The organism is Parabacteroides sp. AF27-14 (assembly GCF_003635425.1).
GTDB classification, from domain to species: Bacteria; Bacteroidota; Bacteroidia; order Bacteroidales; family Tannerellaceae; genus Parabacteroides; species Parabacteroides distasonis.
On record NZ_QTLZ01000012.1, the window covers coordinates 82650 to 97558 of the forward strand.

The following is a 14909-nucleotide window of genomic DNA, read 5'->3' on the forward strand; positions in this document are numbered from 1 at the left end:
CTTATGTTAAAAAAGATACTGGGGACAATAGGCTCGCGTTATCTGATAGCTTTCCTTAACCTAGCGCTGATCTTCATCAACGCGAAGGTGCTGGGAATCGAGGGCGTGGGGATGATCGGGTTGATCGTGGCCTCGGTAAATATAGCGGTAATCGTCAATGGGATTTTATGCGGGAATACGATTGTCTATTTCATGAATCGTTACTCCATGCGGACAATTTTCCTTCCCGCATATCTGTGGACACCTATCGGCTCTTCCCTAGCTTGCGGCTTCATGTATCTTACCGGGCTTTTACCCACCGGCTATCGGCTGGATATCTTCTTGTTGGCGATCTTGAGCTCTACGGTAAACGCCAATGCCCGCTTCTTGTTGGGTAAAGACAACATCAAAGGGTTTAATCTCACGTTTATATTGCAAGGAGGACTGCTATTTTTCGTCTTACTCTATTTCTATTATATATTGAAGCGCCCGGACGTACGGTCGTATGTCTGGGGATTATATGTCACGAACGGCATAGCCTTTATTGCCAGCCTATCGATGCTTGTTCCTTATTTCTTAAAGGAGACATCCCGGTCTTCCGGCAAATCACTCTACGGTCTATTAAAAGAAATGTTTGCCTACGGCCTGTGGGCCGGCGCGGACGGGTTGGCGGAAACCTGTACTACCCGACTCAATTATTTCTTGATACAACGTTTCGCCGGGTTGGGAAGCGTAGGCTTGCTAGACGCTGGGACCAAGATCTCCGAGAGTGTATGGAATATTAGTCGCAGCGTAAGTTTCATCGAATACAGTAGCGTGGCCAAGACCTCAGAGGCAACGGAACAAAAACGTATTACCTTACAGCTTTTCAAATTGACCTTTTGCGCTTTAGCCCTCGTGATGGGATGTATCTTATTGGTACCGGAATGGATATATACGGATTATCTTTTCAGCGCCGAGTTCAAAGGCATACGTAAAGTGATAGGCGGATTATCGATCGGAATCGTAGCGTTAGGCTGCAACAGCATCATCAGCCATTATTTCATCGGCAGCGGAAAGATCCGGTACAGTACGGCAAGCTCGTGCGTAGGGCTTATTGCCTTATTAATCTCCGGCTTTCTACTCATCCCGTCTTACGGGGTCGTAGGTTCCGCTATCACGACCAGTATCGCCTTTACCTCTATGCTGGTTTTCTCATTGACGGTCTTCTCCCGGCAAACACTTACACGCTGGAATGAGTTCCTTCCGAACAAAAAAGACTTCCAAGCTTGCAGAATTCATATACAAAAATCCTTGTAATTCTATCACGAATTTTATCGATAACGCTATCAAGTTCACGGAAAAGGGGACAATTACGCTTGAAATGATTTCGTGCAAGGTACAGGTCTCGGGTTATCAAAACATAGACTGTACCTTATAAACAAACTCCATCCAAACCCAATAACGGATCGCTTTTCCTAAGAACATGGAGATCGCCACGACCCATATATTAGCCCGCAAGAAACCTAGAGCGACAGCGATAAAATCACCGATACCGGGAAGAAAAACAAAAAAGCCCATCCAAGAGCCTTTTCCCTTGATCCAATCCTGCACCTTCTGTAGTTTTACCGGATCGAGTTTGAGGTATTTCTCGATCCACTCTACCTTTCCCAGCATCCCCAACCAATAGCAGCTCATTCCACCTAAGAAATTACCAAGCGTAGCGGCGATCATACAAGGCCAATAAGCCGAACCCGCCAATAATACACCCGTCAATACGACCTCGCTGCTAAACGGCAAGATCGTAGCCGCTAAGAAAGAAGCGATAAACACCCCGATATACCCGTAGGCTATAAGAAATTCCATATACGTATCATTAATAATGCGATAAACATAACTACCGAGAAATGGAACAGCCAAAAGATATATTTCCCCCGGTTCACCGTAAAAAAATGGGCGATCAAGATAGACGCCGGAACACAGGCCATTTCCAGAAATTCCTCGGACGACTGCTCATAGATAAAGAACAATCCAAACGACCAAATGGCCATGACAATCAGAAAAGAAAGAAACTGACGAGTACGCAAATTATCCTCATACTCATGTGTAACGATGTTTAATGAGGCAATGATCGTTAATCCCGCCACTAAAACGATCTGTATCCAATCTATAATTCCCGTCCCTAGTACCGCAAGGAAACGGATCTTGAATAAGGAGGTGAAAGGTATGGTAAATGCCGTGAAATCCCATTCCCAGACACACCATCCGAAAACAAACCAATAAACCGTCAAGATTCCGAACAAGGAAGCGACAAATGTCCGGATATTCAATGTCCTGAAATTATACATCCCCAACCAAAACAGCGGCAAGAACCAAAGGATGTGTATCCACAACAGACTTCCGATACTGATAATCAAGGATGCGTTATAAGCCTTATCCGTAGCGTCCGGGTCATGATAAGAGGTAAATAACTGATAAAGGGCCAATATCAAACAAAACACCCCGACAGATGTTGATTTCAAGGGAAAGAAATCCGGGTTTGTACTTGTCAACAAGGCATAGAAGAGAAAGGGAAGCAATGTCTTCTCACGAATCAACATCAACGCATAGTTTACCCGATGCACCAGAAACGCACCACCGGCCATCAGCAAAAAACCGATCAAATAGGTAAACAACTTACCCGGAAGAACCAGACAAAGGGCATTCCATAAAGGAGGAGCCGTCACCTCTCCATACACGGGATAGCCTACCGAATCCACATACCCCACGATCCAACAAAAAATACAAGCGCAAAGCATGTACAAATGGGTCATAGGTGTCGCTATAGTATATCTACGTCCGTAATATGAAGTTGTTCCTCTTGCCATATACCTTATTCTTTCATATTCACATCCTAAAGGAATGAAATAAGTGGCAAAGGTATGAAAATATTTCTATTTGTTCGTATGAGGATTCTATACGTTACGATATTGACGTTACGATTCTTTTTATATCTACTTCCTTTCTTTTTGATTCTTATTGACCATTAATCATGACAGGAACTGTTCGTGAATCGACCAAACTAGAAGGCGAGAACGGCGATAAAACGCTCTTTTGGATGAAAATATCCTCGTTTTCATGCACGAAAGGTGGCAAAAGCCTATACATATAGTACCGTCAGGCAACGTCTATACTGCCGTTGGGCATTATAAACAGTCATGAATAGGGTTGTTAGTAGTCGTGAATGGGCATCGTAACCCTGTTAGAACCCAGTCGTAACCCTATCGGATAGCCCAAAGAAGTCAATGGATATGAATTAGGATGAATTCTTTTCGCTAGAATGAAAGGCGGTTTTTCGGTATTATACTATCAATGAAAGGATTGCTGATTTTTTCTTGCGAATTTGGCGACGAGCCGCACTTGGGTAGGGAAAAATCGATTCTCCGGAGGTTTCGTTTACAGTTTGTCAAAATGACAAATCGCTTATCGGATAGAAAGCTATCAATAACATCTTGAGGGTGTCAAAAGTCCGGTTTATTAGATTTGACACCCCCAAGTATAAACTGTTTATTTAACGATCTGATACGAACCCGCACGATACTCGTGAGCTTGGCTTTCGCCCGGAAGTGTCACGAGAGCGACCGCTCCTTCGGGAATGGTGAAATCCCAAATCCACTGGTCTCCCTCATACTTCCAAGAGCTCTTGATAATCCCTGCCGCCGAATTGTACTCCGCGTTTACGAACTCCAGACGCTTATCGGGAATCGGCTTCATGATAATGCGCTTGAATCCTGGCTCCGACGTATCCGCAGAGATACCAGCCATGGTCTCCCACATCCATTCACATACACATCCATAGGCATAGTGATTAAAGCTGTTCATGCCTTGCGGTCCCATGCCTTTATCAAGCATATAGCTATTCCAACGCTCCCAAATCGTTGTCGCCCCATTATCTACCGAATACAGCCAACTCGGATTCTTGCGCTGGAAAAGAAGCTCGTAAGCGATATCACTCATTCCATTCTCCGTAAGCGTAGGCATCAGGATGGAAGTACCCAAGAAACCTGTCTGAAGGCAATTGCCATGCTCGGCGAAGTTGTCACGCAGTCGTTTCATCATGTTCTCCTTGGCTACCCCTTCGACCAGCTTGTTCTTCAAGGCGAATAGGGCAGGCGTCTGCATGGTATTGAATATCGCCGTCTTAAATTCTCCATCGGCATTCAAGAATTTATCCAATATATACTGTTTCGCTTGAGCAGCCATCGCTTCGTATTTCTCGGCATCCCGTCCCGTCGCACGAGCCATATCGCTCATCATTCCGGCATCTATAAGCCAGTAATTCGCACTTAGATAATTCCAATAATCATAGGCTTCCGGAAGCGTTCCGGATCCATCCTTCGCTGTATGTCTGCCGCTGCAACTCTCAAGCGGCTCGTAACTGAGCCAGTCGGCCCACTGGTAATTGCCATTCTCCGCGCTGAGGGCATGATGGTCATACTTGGTCTCGTTGATATGATTGAGATATTTCTCCATCGCCGCCCAGTTCTCATCGATAATCTGAGTGTCACCAAATTGCTTCCAGACAACCCAAGGCACGATAACTCCCGCGTCCGACCAGCCCAAGCGGTTCATATCAGTAGGAGACGCACCGTATTGAGCCAATGGAGCGACACCGGGATACGCACCGGTTGGTGATTGTGTGTCACGCATATCACGCATCCATTTATGGAAGAAATCAGCGGTATTGGCAAAGAAAGTACCAGTCTCAGCAAATACCTGCGTGTCGGCGGTCCATCCCAGCCGTTCGTTGCGCTGCGGACAGTCGGTAGGAACCGAGAGGTAGTTGGAACGTTGTCCCCATAGGGTATTTGAGATCAACTGATTGACTAGTTTGTTGCCGGTCGTTATTGATCCGGTCTCCATCTGTTGGGTAATCGAGGAGACAGGAATCGACTGGATCGACCGGATACGCACCTCCTGATCGGCCGTGATCGATACGAAGCGATAACCATAGAACGTGCGATGAGGGCGATAGGTCGTATAGTCCTTATGATCCGCAAAGGTATAGTCGAGTAACATCCCGGTATCCGGAGTGCGTAGATTCAAGCGATGGCAACTACCTTCAGGCCCATCCATTCCTCGGCTCTTCGCACCATTTCCATCGTTCAATATCTCAGAAGGACGACAATTTAGTTGGGTACCCTCCTTTGCCATGAACTCGAAAGCAGGAACCGCCGCACAATTCTGGCCAAAGTCCACGACAAGTGTCTCGCCCGGATGAACTACCATTTCCTCGCCAGCCGCATATTCTTTCGTTACAACAACCTTTCCATAAGCATCTTCACTCTCTCCGGTGACCCCTTTCCATAGATAGGCCTTTTGAGGAGAAAGCGCCAAATCTTCACGAAAATAGACCTCACCTCCATTTGAAGGAAGTATCTCTCCCTCAAATTCCGTATTCTTTTCCGGTGTCGAAAGCTTATCGAGCGTATCGTATCCCGGTAACTCACGGGCATCATATTCCTCACCATCAAAGATAGCGGCATGTTTGACCGGTCCGGCGATCCCGGCTTTCCAATCGCTCGTATTGGAACCTAAGTACGCCTTGCTACCATCCGCATAGGTAAGCTCAAGCACTCCACGGAAAGCGACCTTGGTACCCACCATTCCTTGCTGGCCGCTGTATGTGATGATCTTATCGGCCCACCATCCCGGTGTCACCTGCACAGCGAAAACATTCTCCGCTCCCGCTTGTTTCGACAGGGCATTGCTTACCTCATACGTAAACGAACGCTTCGTCTTGTAGGGATGCGTAAAACCCGGTTTGAGAATCTCTTCTCCGATCAACTTCCCATTCACGTATAACTCGTACACACCCAAGCCCGTGGTCATCCAGCGTGCCGAGTTTATCTCTTTTTCATTCTTTACGACACTCACGAACCAAGCGGCACCATCGGCCGCACGTTCATTCGATCCGTTGATCTCACCCGTTATGACAGGAGCATTTGCCACGGATATCCATTCGGAATGGTTCCAAGCGGCATCATCCAATGCGGAGACACGCTTCCCCGATTCGTTCGTCTGATCAGTCGAACATGCATAGAGAGCCGAACAAACAACCCCTAAAAGCAATAGTTTTCGTTTTTTCATACGTATATTCTCTCTAATTGTCATTTACAGATCAAACCCGATATCCCGACGGAAATACTTCTTATCGAAATCGATCTGCTTAGCTCCGGCGAAAGATTGGGCCAAAGCCTCTTCCTTATTAGCCCCATACGAACTGACCGCGATCACACGGCCGCCATTCGTCAGGATCTGGCCGTCTACCAGCTTCGTTCCGGCATGGAACACTATATTGTTCGAGGATACGCCATCCAATCCCGTGATTACCTTATTTTTCTCGTAAGCCTCCGGATAACCGCCGCTTACCAACATAACCGTAACCGCCGCGCGAGGGTCCTGTACCAATGTACGAGCCGCTAAATCGCCTTCCGCTACCCCTTCCAGCAAATCAACCAAATCGCTTTGGATACGAAGCATGACTACCTCTGTCTCTGGATCGCCCATACGACAATTGTATTCTATCACCATCGGCTCATTCTTCACATTGATCAGACCCAAGAAGATGAAACCTTTATAATCGATATGCTCCGCTTTCAATCCCTCTACGGTAGGACGGATAATACGCTCGTCCACCTTCGCCATAAAGACCTCATCAGCGAAAGGAACCGGGGAAACAGCTCCCATTCCACCTGTGTTTAAACCCGTATTGCCCTCACCGATACGCTTATAATCTTTCGCTACCGGAAGCACCTTGTAATCGTTGCCATCCGTCAAGACGAATACGGAGCATTCGATACCATCCAAGAACTCCTCGATCACGACCGTCTTGCTCGCGTCGCCAAACATTCCGCCCAGCATATCTCCCAACTCTTTCTTGGCTTCCTCCAAGTTATCGATAATCAGTACCCCTTTACCGGCAGCCAATCCATCCGCTTTCAATACATAAGGAGCGGAAAGAGATTCCAAGAACGCATAGCCTTCCTCTAGGTTTTCAGTGGAAATACTCTTATAACGAGCGGTCGGGATATGATGACGCATCATAAACGCCTTGGCGAAATCCTTGCTACCTTCCAATTGGGCACCTTCCCCACTCGGGCCGATCACGGGGATGGAGCTTAATGCCTCATCCTTCTTGAAATAATCATAAACACCCTTCACCAATGGATCCTCGGGACCTACCACGACCATATTCACTTGGTTCGCCAACGCAAAATCCTTGATAGCGGCAAAATCATCCGCTTTAATATCCACGTTGGTTCCTACCAACGCTGTTCCCGCATTACCGGGAGCGATAAATAACTTATCAACTTTCGGGCTTTGAGCGATCTTCCAAGCGATCGCATGCTCACGCCCACCAGAGCCTAATAACAATATATTCATATCTCTTCTAATTTTCAATTCTCAATTCTCCATTTTCAATTCCCAAGGTAGTCATCGAAATACCTCGTAATCTTCTCATGCAAATGCGGACGGTCCTTACCGGTCACATTATGCTCATGGCGAGGATACACAAAGTAATCCGGATACGTATCAGCCTCTACGCAAGCCTTTAAGAAACCAAGGCTGTGTTGCCACACTACCACCGGATCGATATCCCCATGTATCATCAACAGATGGCCTTTCAGATTACCGGCCTTCAGTTTCAGGTTCGCGTTCTTATAACCTTCCGGATTATCCTGCGGGCGATCCATATAACGCTCGCCATACATAATCTCGTAATTGCTCCAGTCAATAACCGGCCCTCCGGCCACGCCCACCTTAAAGATCTCCGGATAAGTCAGCATCAAGTTCGTTGTCATAAAACCGCCATAACTCCAGCCATGTACCCCGATACGGTCGGCATCCACATAAGACAAAGATTTCAGGAACTCGACACCCTTCACTTGGTCCGCCATCTCATTGATACCCAAATTACGATGAATCACGCTCTCAAAAGCATGTCCACGATTTGCCGAGCCGCGGCTATCCACGGTAAACATCACATAACCTCTCTGTGCCATATAGAGGTCCCAACCACGAGCCCCGTTTTGCCAGTCGCCCGTAACAAGCTGTACTTTAGGGCCTCCATATACATAGACAATCGTAGGATACTTCTTCGTCTCATCCAAATCCGGCGGTAAAGTCAACCGGTAATTCAAGCGAGTCTTACCATCGGCAGCAAGGATATGTCCAACCTTGATCCGCGGCATCCGATACAATTTAAAGGGATCCGGAGCGGAAAGTAAGGTAGAAATCACCTTAGCGTCCTTTACACGGATTAAATCGATATCCCTCGGGGTAGAAGGAGAACTTACATAATCAATCGCATATTCGCCGGAGGGACTCAGCAACCAACGGTGCACGCCCACTTTCCAACTCAAGCAATTCATGATATCACCCGTTCTCAAATCCGTCTCCCAAATATAACGTTGCATCCCCGTTCCTTGCATATTCGGAGATACGGGATGAGGTGCCGTTCCCTCGAAAATCACCTTATTTCCGTCTTTGCTAAAGCCTAGCACCTTGGTAACCACCCATTCCCCACCGGTTAGCTTCCTTAATTCCTTTCCAGTCGTATCATACAGATATAGATGGTTATAGCCATCCGCCTCACTCTGCCAGATAAACTTATCCGGATCGTTCGGCAAGAAAAGCACGGGATGCTGCGGCTCCACATAACAACGATCCGTCTCGGTAAACAGATCAGCCTCTTTCTTTCCCGTCAAGGCAGAGTACCGCACCAAATGCATCTCGTTCTGCTCACGATTCAACTCAGCGATATAAATACTCTTCTCATCCGGACTCCAAGCGATATTTGTTAAATATTTCTCTTTCGGCAAGCCTGTCTCCAACCAAACCGTCTGCCCGGTAGCTACCTGATAGACACCCACCGTAACCTCATGGCTCTTCATTCCAGCCATCGGATATTTATGAGGAACCGGCGTAGCGCAACGAGTATCGATATTCACCAGCGGGTAAGCGGTCACCCTACGCTCATCCATACGATAAAACGCTAGAGCCGAGCCTTTAGGAGACCAAAACATACCTTTCGTAATCCCGAACTCCCGTTGATGGACAGCCTGTCCGCATACGATTCCATCCTGTGTTTCACGTGTAACAATCGTATTTCGTCCATCCGGGGATAAAATATGCACATTGTTTCCCTCCGTAAAAGCTAAGTTATTCGTAGCCGGGCAAAAGTCATAATTCGCCCAGTTATTCTTCAAAGCATAATCAGCGACTACCTTATTCTTCTTATAGTCATAATGAATCCGGTGCTGTTTGCTAGTAAAAGCCAAGACCGAACCTCTTTCATAGGGTACCGAAAAGCTAGGCAAGGAACCAACCGTCTGCAGATTTGCCGCCGTCAAGGCCCCATTCAGTCTTTCCAACGAAAAAAGGACCTCTTCTTTTTTCCCCGGCTTAGCTCCTAACACGCTATCTCCCTTAACATATAAGTACTCGTCCCCGCACCATCGTAACTGTTTCAAGTCACGAGGTACGAAGCGGCTATACGTTTTTCCTCCCGGAATCAAGTCGTGCAAGGAGAGTTGCTTATCTTGGGCGGTAATCGACATCGTTAATAAAATCAGACATAGGCTTATGAATAAAGATGATTTAATCCTCATAATCATCATACCCTCTCCGTTTTATAGGCTTTATAGGTTTGCTAAATGGGCGCTTTCCATCCCGCTTATGATCGCCAAACCCTTTCTTACGGTCATCCTCATCCCGATAACGCATTTTCACAGGACGTTCTCCTTTTGGCTTGATCGGCTTACGAACCGGGGCATCCACGAATTTCTTGCGGACCGGACGGTCCTCTCCCCGATCCTCTCCAAAGATACGTTTCCCCGGAATGGAAGCGAAACGCTCCTCATCATCCTCGCTATGGGCAGCGGCGAAACGACGCTCCGGACGATCCACACGACCCGTACGGAAGTTTGGACGATCATTGCCTCTACGCTCGAAAGAGCCTTCCGATCTGTGCGGACGCTCCTCTCCATCCTCATTCAATGCCTTTTTGAAGTCCTTATTGGTTCCCTCAAATAACTCATAGCAACGGTATTCGCACTCCAAGGAACCGTTCATCAATTTGATCTTCTCGCTCGGGCGCAAGCCGATCTTATCGAAACATTCATCTTTATAGCTCAAAATCCAAGCCTTATATCCCATGAACACATGTTTCAAACGCTCGCCGATCATATTATACAATCCCAATAGATCACGAGATGATATACGCTCTCCATAAGGTGGGTTCGTCACCAATATACCCGGCTTCGGAGCCTCTGTATATTGTTGGAACGGTTTCACCTTCAGATCGATATATTTCATCAAGCCAGCGCTACGGATATTCTCCAAGGCGATATCGATAGCGGCTTGGGAAATATCGGAGCCATAGCAATGGAAAGCGAACTCACGCTCCCCGCTCTCATCATTATAAATACGATCGAACAATTCCTCATCATAGTCCACCCATTTCTGGAAAGCGAACTCTTTCCGATGGATACCCGGAGCGATATTCAAGGCGATCATGGCAGCCTCGATCAACAATGTACCGGAACCACACATCGGATCTACGAAATTAGATTCTCCTTTCCAACCGGTTTTTAGGATCATGCCGGCAGCCAACACCTCATTCAACGGAGCTTCCGTTTGATCCACCCGATAACCACGCTTATGCAAAGACTCGCCGGAGCTATCGATAGATAAGGTACAATCGTTATGCGAAATATGGATATTGATATATAAGTCCGGGTTATTGACACGAACGGACGGACGCTTCTTGAACTTCTCGATGAAATAATCCACGATAGCGTCTTTCGTACGGTAAGCGACAAACTTCGAGTGATTGAAATCCTCGGAATAGATCACCGAGTCGATCGCGAACGTCTTGTCCAGCGACAAATACTTCTCCCACTCTACCTTTTTCACCTCTTTATAAACGGTATCAGCATCTTTGGCCTTGAAATGATAAATCGGTTTCAGAATGCGCAGGGCAGTACGGCAGTGGAAATTCGCTTTATAAAGCAATTCCTTATCACCCGTAAAGGAAACCATACGACGACCGATCTGCAAGTCGTTGGCACCTAAAGCTAATAACTCCTCGGCCAAGATCTCTTCCAACCCGTATAGGGTTTTGGCCACCATTTCAAATGTCTCGCTCATTTTAATTGAAAATTGAGAATTGAGAATTGAAAATTATTCCCAATTGCGTATTACGTTGTTTATTATTAATTATTCTCATTTCGCTCTCTGACATGCTTCGATCTCCTTCCGGCTACCCTCTTGATAATTTTCAATTCTCAATTTTCAATTGTGTAACCGTACTCCCTGCCGGTACATCCTCCGCTATCCAGACGTTACCACATATCGTAGCCCCTCTGCCAATCCGGATTTTACCGATTAAGGTGGAATTAGAATATACTGTCACATGATCTTCCAAGATAGGATGACGGGCTACGCCACGGATAGCGTTACCGTTCTCATCGGGGGGAAGTTTCTCTCCCGCCAAGCTGACGCCCTGAAAGATTCGGACGTAATTGCCGATCACGCTCGTCTCGCCGATCACCGTACCCGTCCCGTGGTCTATCGAGAAATGATGACCGATCTTCGCGCCCGGATGGATATCGATACCGGTCTCGGAATGTGCCATCTCCGTAATCATACGAGGAATATAAGGAACCCCGAGCTTATACAATTGATGGGCGATCCGGTAATTACCGATCGCCCGGAAACCGGGATAACAAAATATGACCTCACCTAGATTTTGAGCGGCGGGATCGCCATTGAAAGTCGCCTCCACATCCGTAGCCAGCAGACCGCGAATCTCCGGAAGCGTAGAGATGAAAGCCTCCGAAATAGCCTCTGCCTCAGCGGAGATCTTTTCTTCCGGGCAAGTCACGCAAGATGTATCTGCGAAACAAAGTCCCGCATAAACCTGCTTGGATAATAAAGAATGAAGAGTCTCAACATTTACGCCCGTATGAAAACGGATCGTCTGTTTACTGATACGGGCATTCCCATAATAACCGGGGAACAGGATCGCACGGCATAGATCGATGATCTCTTTCAGCACCTCGCCCGAGGGCAGCGCCTCCTCATCCCTGTACGCATGGAACAATTGTTTATACGATGCCTCATCCGACAGCTTCTCCACCGTATCGCCCAATACGCTACTATGCCTCTGTATATCCATTATTTGCGGAATATTCTTTATAATGCGCAAAAATAGTATTTTATTTGAGAACACCTTCACGAAGAGGCATCAAAAATACAGCCAACGACTAATATTACGTTCTATAGCGCTAAATTCCACGCCAACCTTTATCAACTTACGCCCATCCGCCTGATAGAGTTACAAATAAATAATCTTCATATCGAATACTTTACCACATCCAATGCTCCACTTTCATCAAGAGCCAAGGCGACCAGAAAACCATCGGAAGGGTCTACAGCAATCCTCTTTATTGAACGATCAAAATTCAATCGTTTCTTTAATTGGCCGTCCCAAGAAAGAACCAGCAATGTGGATAAATTCGAAAAATCCACAGAACCATCGTACAAGCAATACACATACCGATCCGTACCGAATATATCGATAAAGCATTTTGTCGTTCCAAGAACATCCACTTGGGTATCATTCTTCTTCAGTAAAGGCACGATAGGCTCCTTCCCATACGTAAAGCTCCTTTGATAAGTTCCCTTCAAATCGTAAAAATCAATTTGGTTGAAGAAACGCAAGGCAGCAACCACACTGTTTTGCCGCTCATTCACACAAAGATTAGGCAAATAAGCGACGTGCTTACAAGAACGATACGTTCTTGCTACTTTTGGTGGCTCCACCCAATAAATTCCCTCTTCCCGATTCGCATAACAGAAAGGACCATAAACATTTTTCTCTACGATCGGAACCGCATAAACTTCTTTCGTGGTGACATTATAATGCGTAGAGGGAACAAGTTCGGGTATTAGTATATATTTCCGATCAAAACGCAAAGAATCCGCCAGCACCTGCATCTTATTAAATGTAAGTTGGTTATCCACGATCCAGAACTCATCCTTTCCGGCGGGTTCTTTTGTATTTGACTTCATAAACTCCGGATTAGAGAAATAAGTGGCACCATATCCTTTCAACGCAAACGCATGCAGGTGCGACAAATCATCTTTGTCGAATACTTGAATGATCGTATCACACCCACGAGCCAACAACACCAAATAAGACTCGGTAAGACCAATCCCATCATAGCATACACCAGAATCCCCTTTCATTAACAAATTTCCCTCCAGCCGTTTTTCTTCTCTTTCTGCATCGGAACAAGCGAGAAGAAACAAAGCGAAGAATACAATAATCCCATACAATACTCTCATGACCTTTCTATTTTAAATAAACATAAGATCGGATTATCGTCCTGTGTACGATTCTCCGCTATCCGTCTCAAATCCTCATAATGTATCTGATTACGCAACAGCACCGTCGAACTGATCTTCCCGATAAAATAATCTTTATACACTCCGCAAATACCGTAAAAGCCTGTCAACCCCGTAGCCCTTATGAAGTTGGGGAACGCATACGAGAATGCCTCTTTCCTATCCTTGTCATAAAATCCGAAGTAAGTTACCTTATCGCACATATAGGTCGCATGCAGGATCCGTTCGGTCTCCAGCAGCCCAAAAGAATTTACATAGCCGGAGCGAAACAGATCGCCAGAGAAATCTCTCCCGCCTCTCCCTTTCTCCTTGACATACTCGATAGGAGGCATACTTTTATCTCCGAAGCGAACTTTATAAGCAGGCTCCAACATCCCGTCCTTCACTTTCCATACTTCGGGGGTAAAGGGGAAATGCGCATACCAATCCCCAGCAAAGGCATGCAACGTCTTGCTCCCATTGATCGTATGGCCGGACGTGAAATAAGCCGATCCCAACAATGCGTCTTGCTCTCCTTTCCTGTCCGTGGCTTTCAGATAGAAGTTTTCCCTTTGCGGTGTCGCAAATCCCAAAGGATAATACCAAATCCAATTCTCCTTATCCAAAGGGGCGCAGTCCACAAAATAATCAGCTACATCTTGCGTGGATATATATTGATAGGTATCCAGATCATAACGCAATAAGGCCGTCCCACCAAAATCCACCAATGTCAAGATTCGCTCTTTCTCATCCACGAAAAAGTGAGTTAGATAAAGATACTCTTTCGGCCCTTGTCCCCGCAAGCCTACACGAGTAATAAAATTTCCTTGATCACTGAATACAAAAAGCGCATTTATCTCATCACTTCTATCGAATACAAAAATACGATCGTCCACCCAGCAAACCCGGTAGAGATCTTTTAACAGCACGCTATCCTTCGTCTCCAAAGGAATGAATCTGCATTCCAAATGTTCCTGCAAGCCAACCGTACAATCGTTTCCGAAATCCACCACGTCCCACTCTTCCGATCGATTCTCGCATGCGGTCAAAATGGAAGCCAGACTTATCATCACTAAATAATATAGTTTTCTCATGTTTTTCATATTAGATTCAGACCGCTAATATACGTAACTTTTTGAAATACGCCAACTGCACAAGTTTTCCTAAGCGCACAATCGGAATTCACGAGAAGTACTACTTCCTTGGCCTATGAAGTATATCTCCTAGAGCAGTTGAAGTATATATTCTACAAAGGAAGGAGTAGTACTGGGAAAAAGGCCTGTTGGGATATAACCCTAAAAACTTTCGATAATTAGAAGGGGATACAGTGTTTATTTCCCACATAGTTATTGTACATTTTTCCAAATGCATTTAAAACCTCATTATCTGTTTCCCAAAACACGTACGTGTTTTCACAAATTCTCGTACGTGTTTCCGGAAAAACACGTACATGTTTTTCCGGAAACATCATCAACTTTTTATTAGTCTGATTATAAAGACATTATCAATACGTATAT

At 46.0% G+C, this 14909-nt stretch carries 10 protein-coding genes; 1 reads left to right on the forward strand and 9 read right to left on the reverse strand.

Annotated elements, in window-relative coordinates; all coding sequences use genetic code 11:
• Positions 1 to 3 precede the first annotated feature (3 nt).
• On the forward strand, positions 4 to 1278 hold the full coding sequence (locus DWY79_RS13525) for a lipopolysaccharide biosynthesis protein (protein ID WP_005863577.1): 1275 nt from the start codon (positions 4 to 6) through the stop codon (positions 1276 to 1278).
• Between the two features lie 96 nt (positions 1279 to 1374).
• Here the strand turns inward: DWY79_RS13525 and DWY79_RS13530 are convergent, their stop codons facing one another.
• The 9 genes from DWY79_RS13530 to DWY79_RS13570 all read right to left on the reverse strand — a co-directional run bounded on the left by DWY79_RS13530 (position 1375) and on the right by DWY79_RS13570 (position 14486).
• Entirely contained in the window at positions 1375 to 1824 is a 450-nt protein-coding gene (locus DWY79_RS13530) for a YqaA family protein (RefSeq protein WP_005863579.1), read from the reverse strand.
• Positions 1809 to 2825 carry a hypothetical protein gene (locus DWY79_RS13535; RefSeq protein ID WP_005860222.1) on the reverse strand — a complete coding sequence of 339 codons (1017 nt, stop codon included), beginning with the start codon at positions 2823 to 2825 and terminating at the stop codon, positions 1809 to 1811. The genes DWY79_RS13530 and DWY79_RS13535 overlap by 16 nt, the downstream gene beginning before the upstream one ends.
• Before the next feature lie 679 nt (positions 2826 to 3504).
• Positions 3505 to 6087 carry a family 78 glycoside hydrolase catalytic domain gene (locus tag DWY79_RS13540; protein ID WP_233563981.1) on the reverse strand — a complete coding sequence of 861 codons (2583 nt, stop codon included), beginning with the start codon at positions 6085 to 6087 and terminating at the stop codon, positions 3505 to 3507.
• A gap of 24 nt (positions 6088 to 6111) precedes the next feature.
• Positions 6112 to 7383, reverse strand: coding sequence for a phosphoribosylamine--glycine ligase (gene purD / locus DWY79_RS13545; protein WP_122369503.1), 1272 nt, complete (start codon positions 7381 to 7383; stop codon positions 6112 to 6114).
• Between the two features lie 35 nt (positions 7384 to 7418).
• Positions 7419 to 9620, reverse strand: coding sequence for a S9 family peptidase (locus DWY79_RS13550; RefSeq protein ID WP_122369504.1), 2202 nt, complete (start codon positions 9618 to 9620; stop codon positions 7419 to 7421).
• On the reverse strand, positions 9601 to 11151 hold the full coding sequence (locus DWY79_RS13555; RefSeq protein ID WP_005863595.1) for a class I SAM-dependent RNA methyltransferase: 1551 nt from the start codon (positions 11149 to 11151) through the stop codon (positions 9601 to 9603). The genes DWY79_RS13550 and DWY79_RS13555 overlap by 20 nt, the downstream gene beginning before the upstream one ends.
• A gap of 130 nt (positions 11152 to 11281) precedes the next feature.
• Positions 11282 to 12181 carry a serine O-acetyltransferase gene (locus DWY79_RS13560; RefSeq protein WP_005860231.1) on the reverse strand — a complete coding sequence of 300 codons (900 nt, stop codon included), beginning with the start codon at positions 12179 to 12181 and terminating at the stop codon, positions 11282 to 11284.
• Between the two features lie 176 nt (positions 12182 to 12357).
• Positions 12358 to 13353: a hypothetical protein gene (locus DWY79_RS13565; protein ID WP_008778988.1), complete on the reverse strand. Its 996-nt coding sequence runs from the start codon at positions 13351 to 13353 to the stop codon at positions 12358 to 12360.
• Positions 13350 to 14486, reverse strand: coding sequence for a 6-bladed beta-propeller (locus DWY79_RS13570; RefSeq protein WP_122369516.1), 1137 nt, complete (start codon positions 14484 to 14486; stop codon positions 13350 to 13352). Before DWY79_RS13570 ends, DWY79_RS13565 begins: the two co-directional genes overlap by 4 nt.
• Between the last annotated feature and the right edge of the window lie 423 nt (positions 14487 to 14909).

Coding starts and splice junctions, on each gene's coding strand:
- DWY79_RS13530 (WP_005863579.1), bottom strand. CDS start 1,824: ATGGAATTTCTTATAGCCTACGGGTATATCGGGGTGTTTATCGCTTCT.
- DWY79_RS13570 (WP_122369516.1), bottom strand. CDS start 14,486: ATGAGAAAACTATATTATTTAGTGATGATAAGTCTGGCTTCCATTTTG.
- DWY79_RS13535 (WP_005860222.1), bottom strand. CDS start 2,825: ATGGCAAGAGGAACAACTTCATATTACGGACGTAGATATACTATAGCG.
- DWY79_RS13540 (WP_233563981.1), bottom strand. CDS start 6,087: ATGAAAAAACGAAAACTATTGCTTTTAGGGGTTGTTTGTTCGGCTCTC.
- DWY79_RS13555 (WP_005863595.1), bottom strand. CDS start 11,151: ATGAGCGAGACATTTGAAATGGTGGCCAAAACCCTATACGGGTTGGAA.
- DWY79_RS13525 (WP_005863577.1), top strand. CDS start 4: ATGTTAAAAAAGATACTGGGGACAATAGGCTCGCGTTATCTGATAGCT.
- DWY79_RS13560 (WP_005860231.1), bottom strand. CDS start 12,181: ATGGATATACAGAGGCATAGTAGCGTATTGGGCGATACGGTGGAGAAG.
- purD (WP_122369503.1), bottom strand. CDS start 7,383: ATGAATATATTGTTATTAGGCTCTGGTGGGCGTGAGCATGCGATCGCT.
- DWY79_RS13550 (WP_122369504.1), bottom strand. CDS start 9,620: ATGATGATTATGAGGATTAAATCATCTTTATTCATAAGCCTATGTCTG.
- DWY79_RS13565 (WP_008778988.1), bottom strand. CDS start 13,353: ATGAGAGTATTGTATGGGATTATTGTATTCTTCGCTTTGTTTCTTCTC.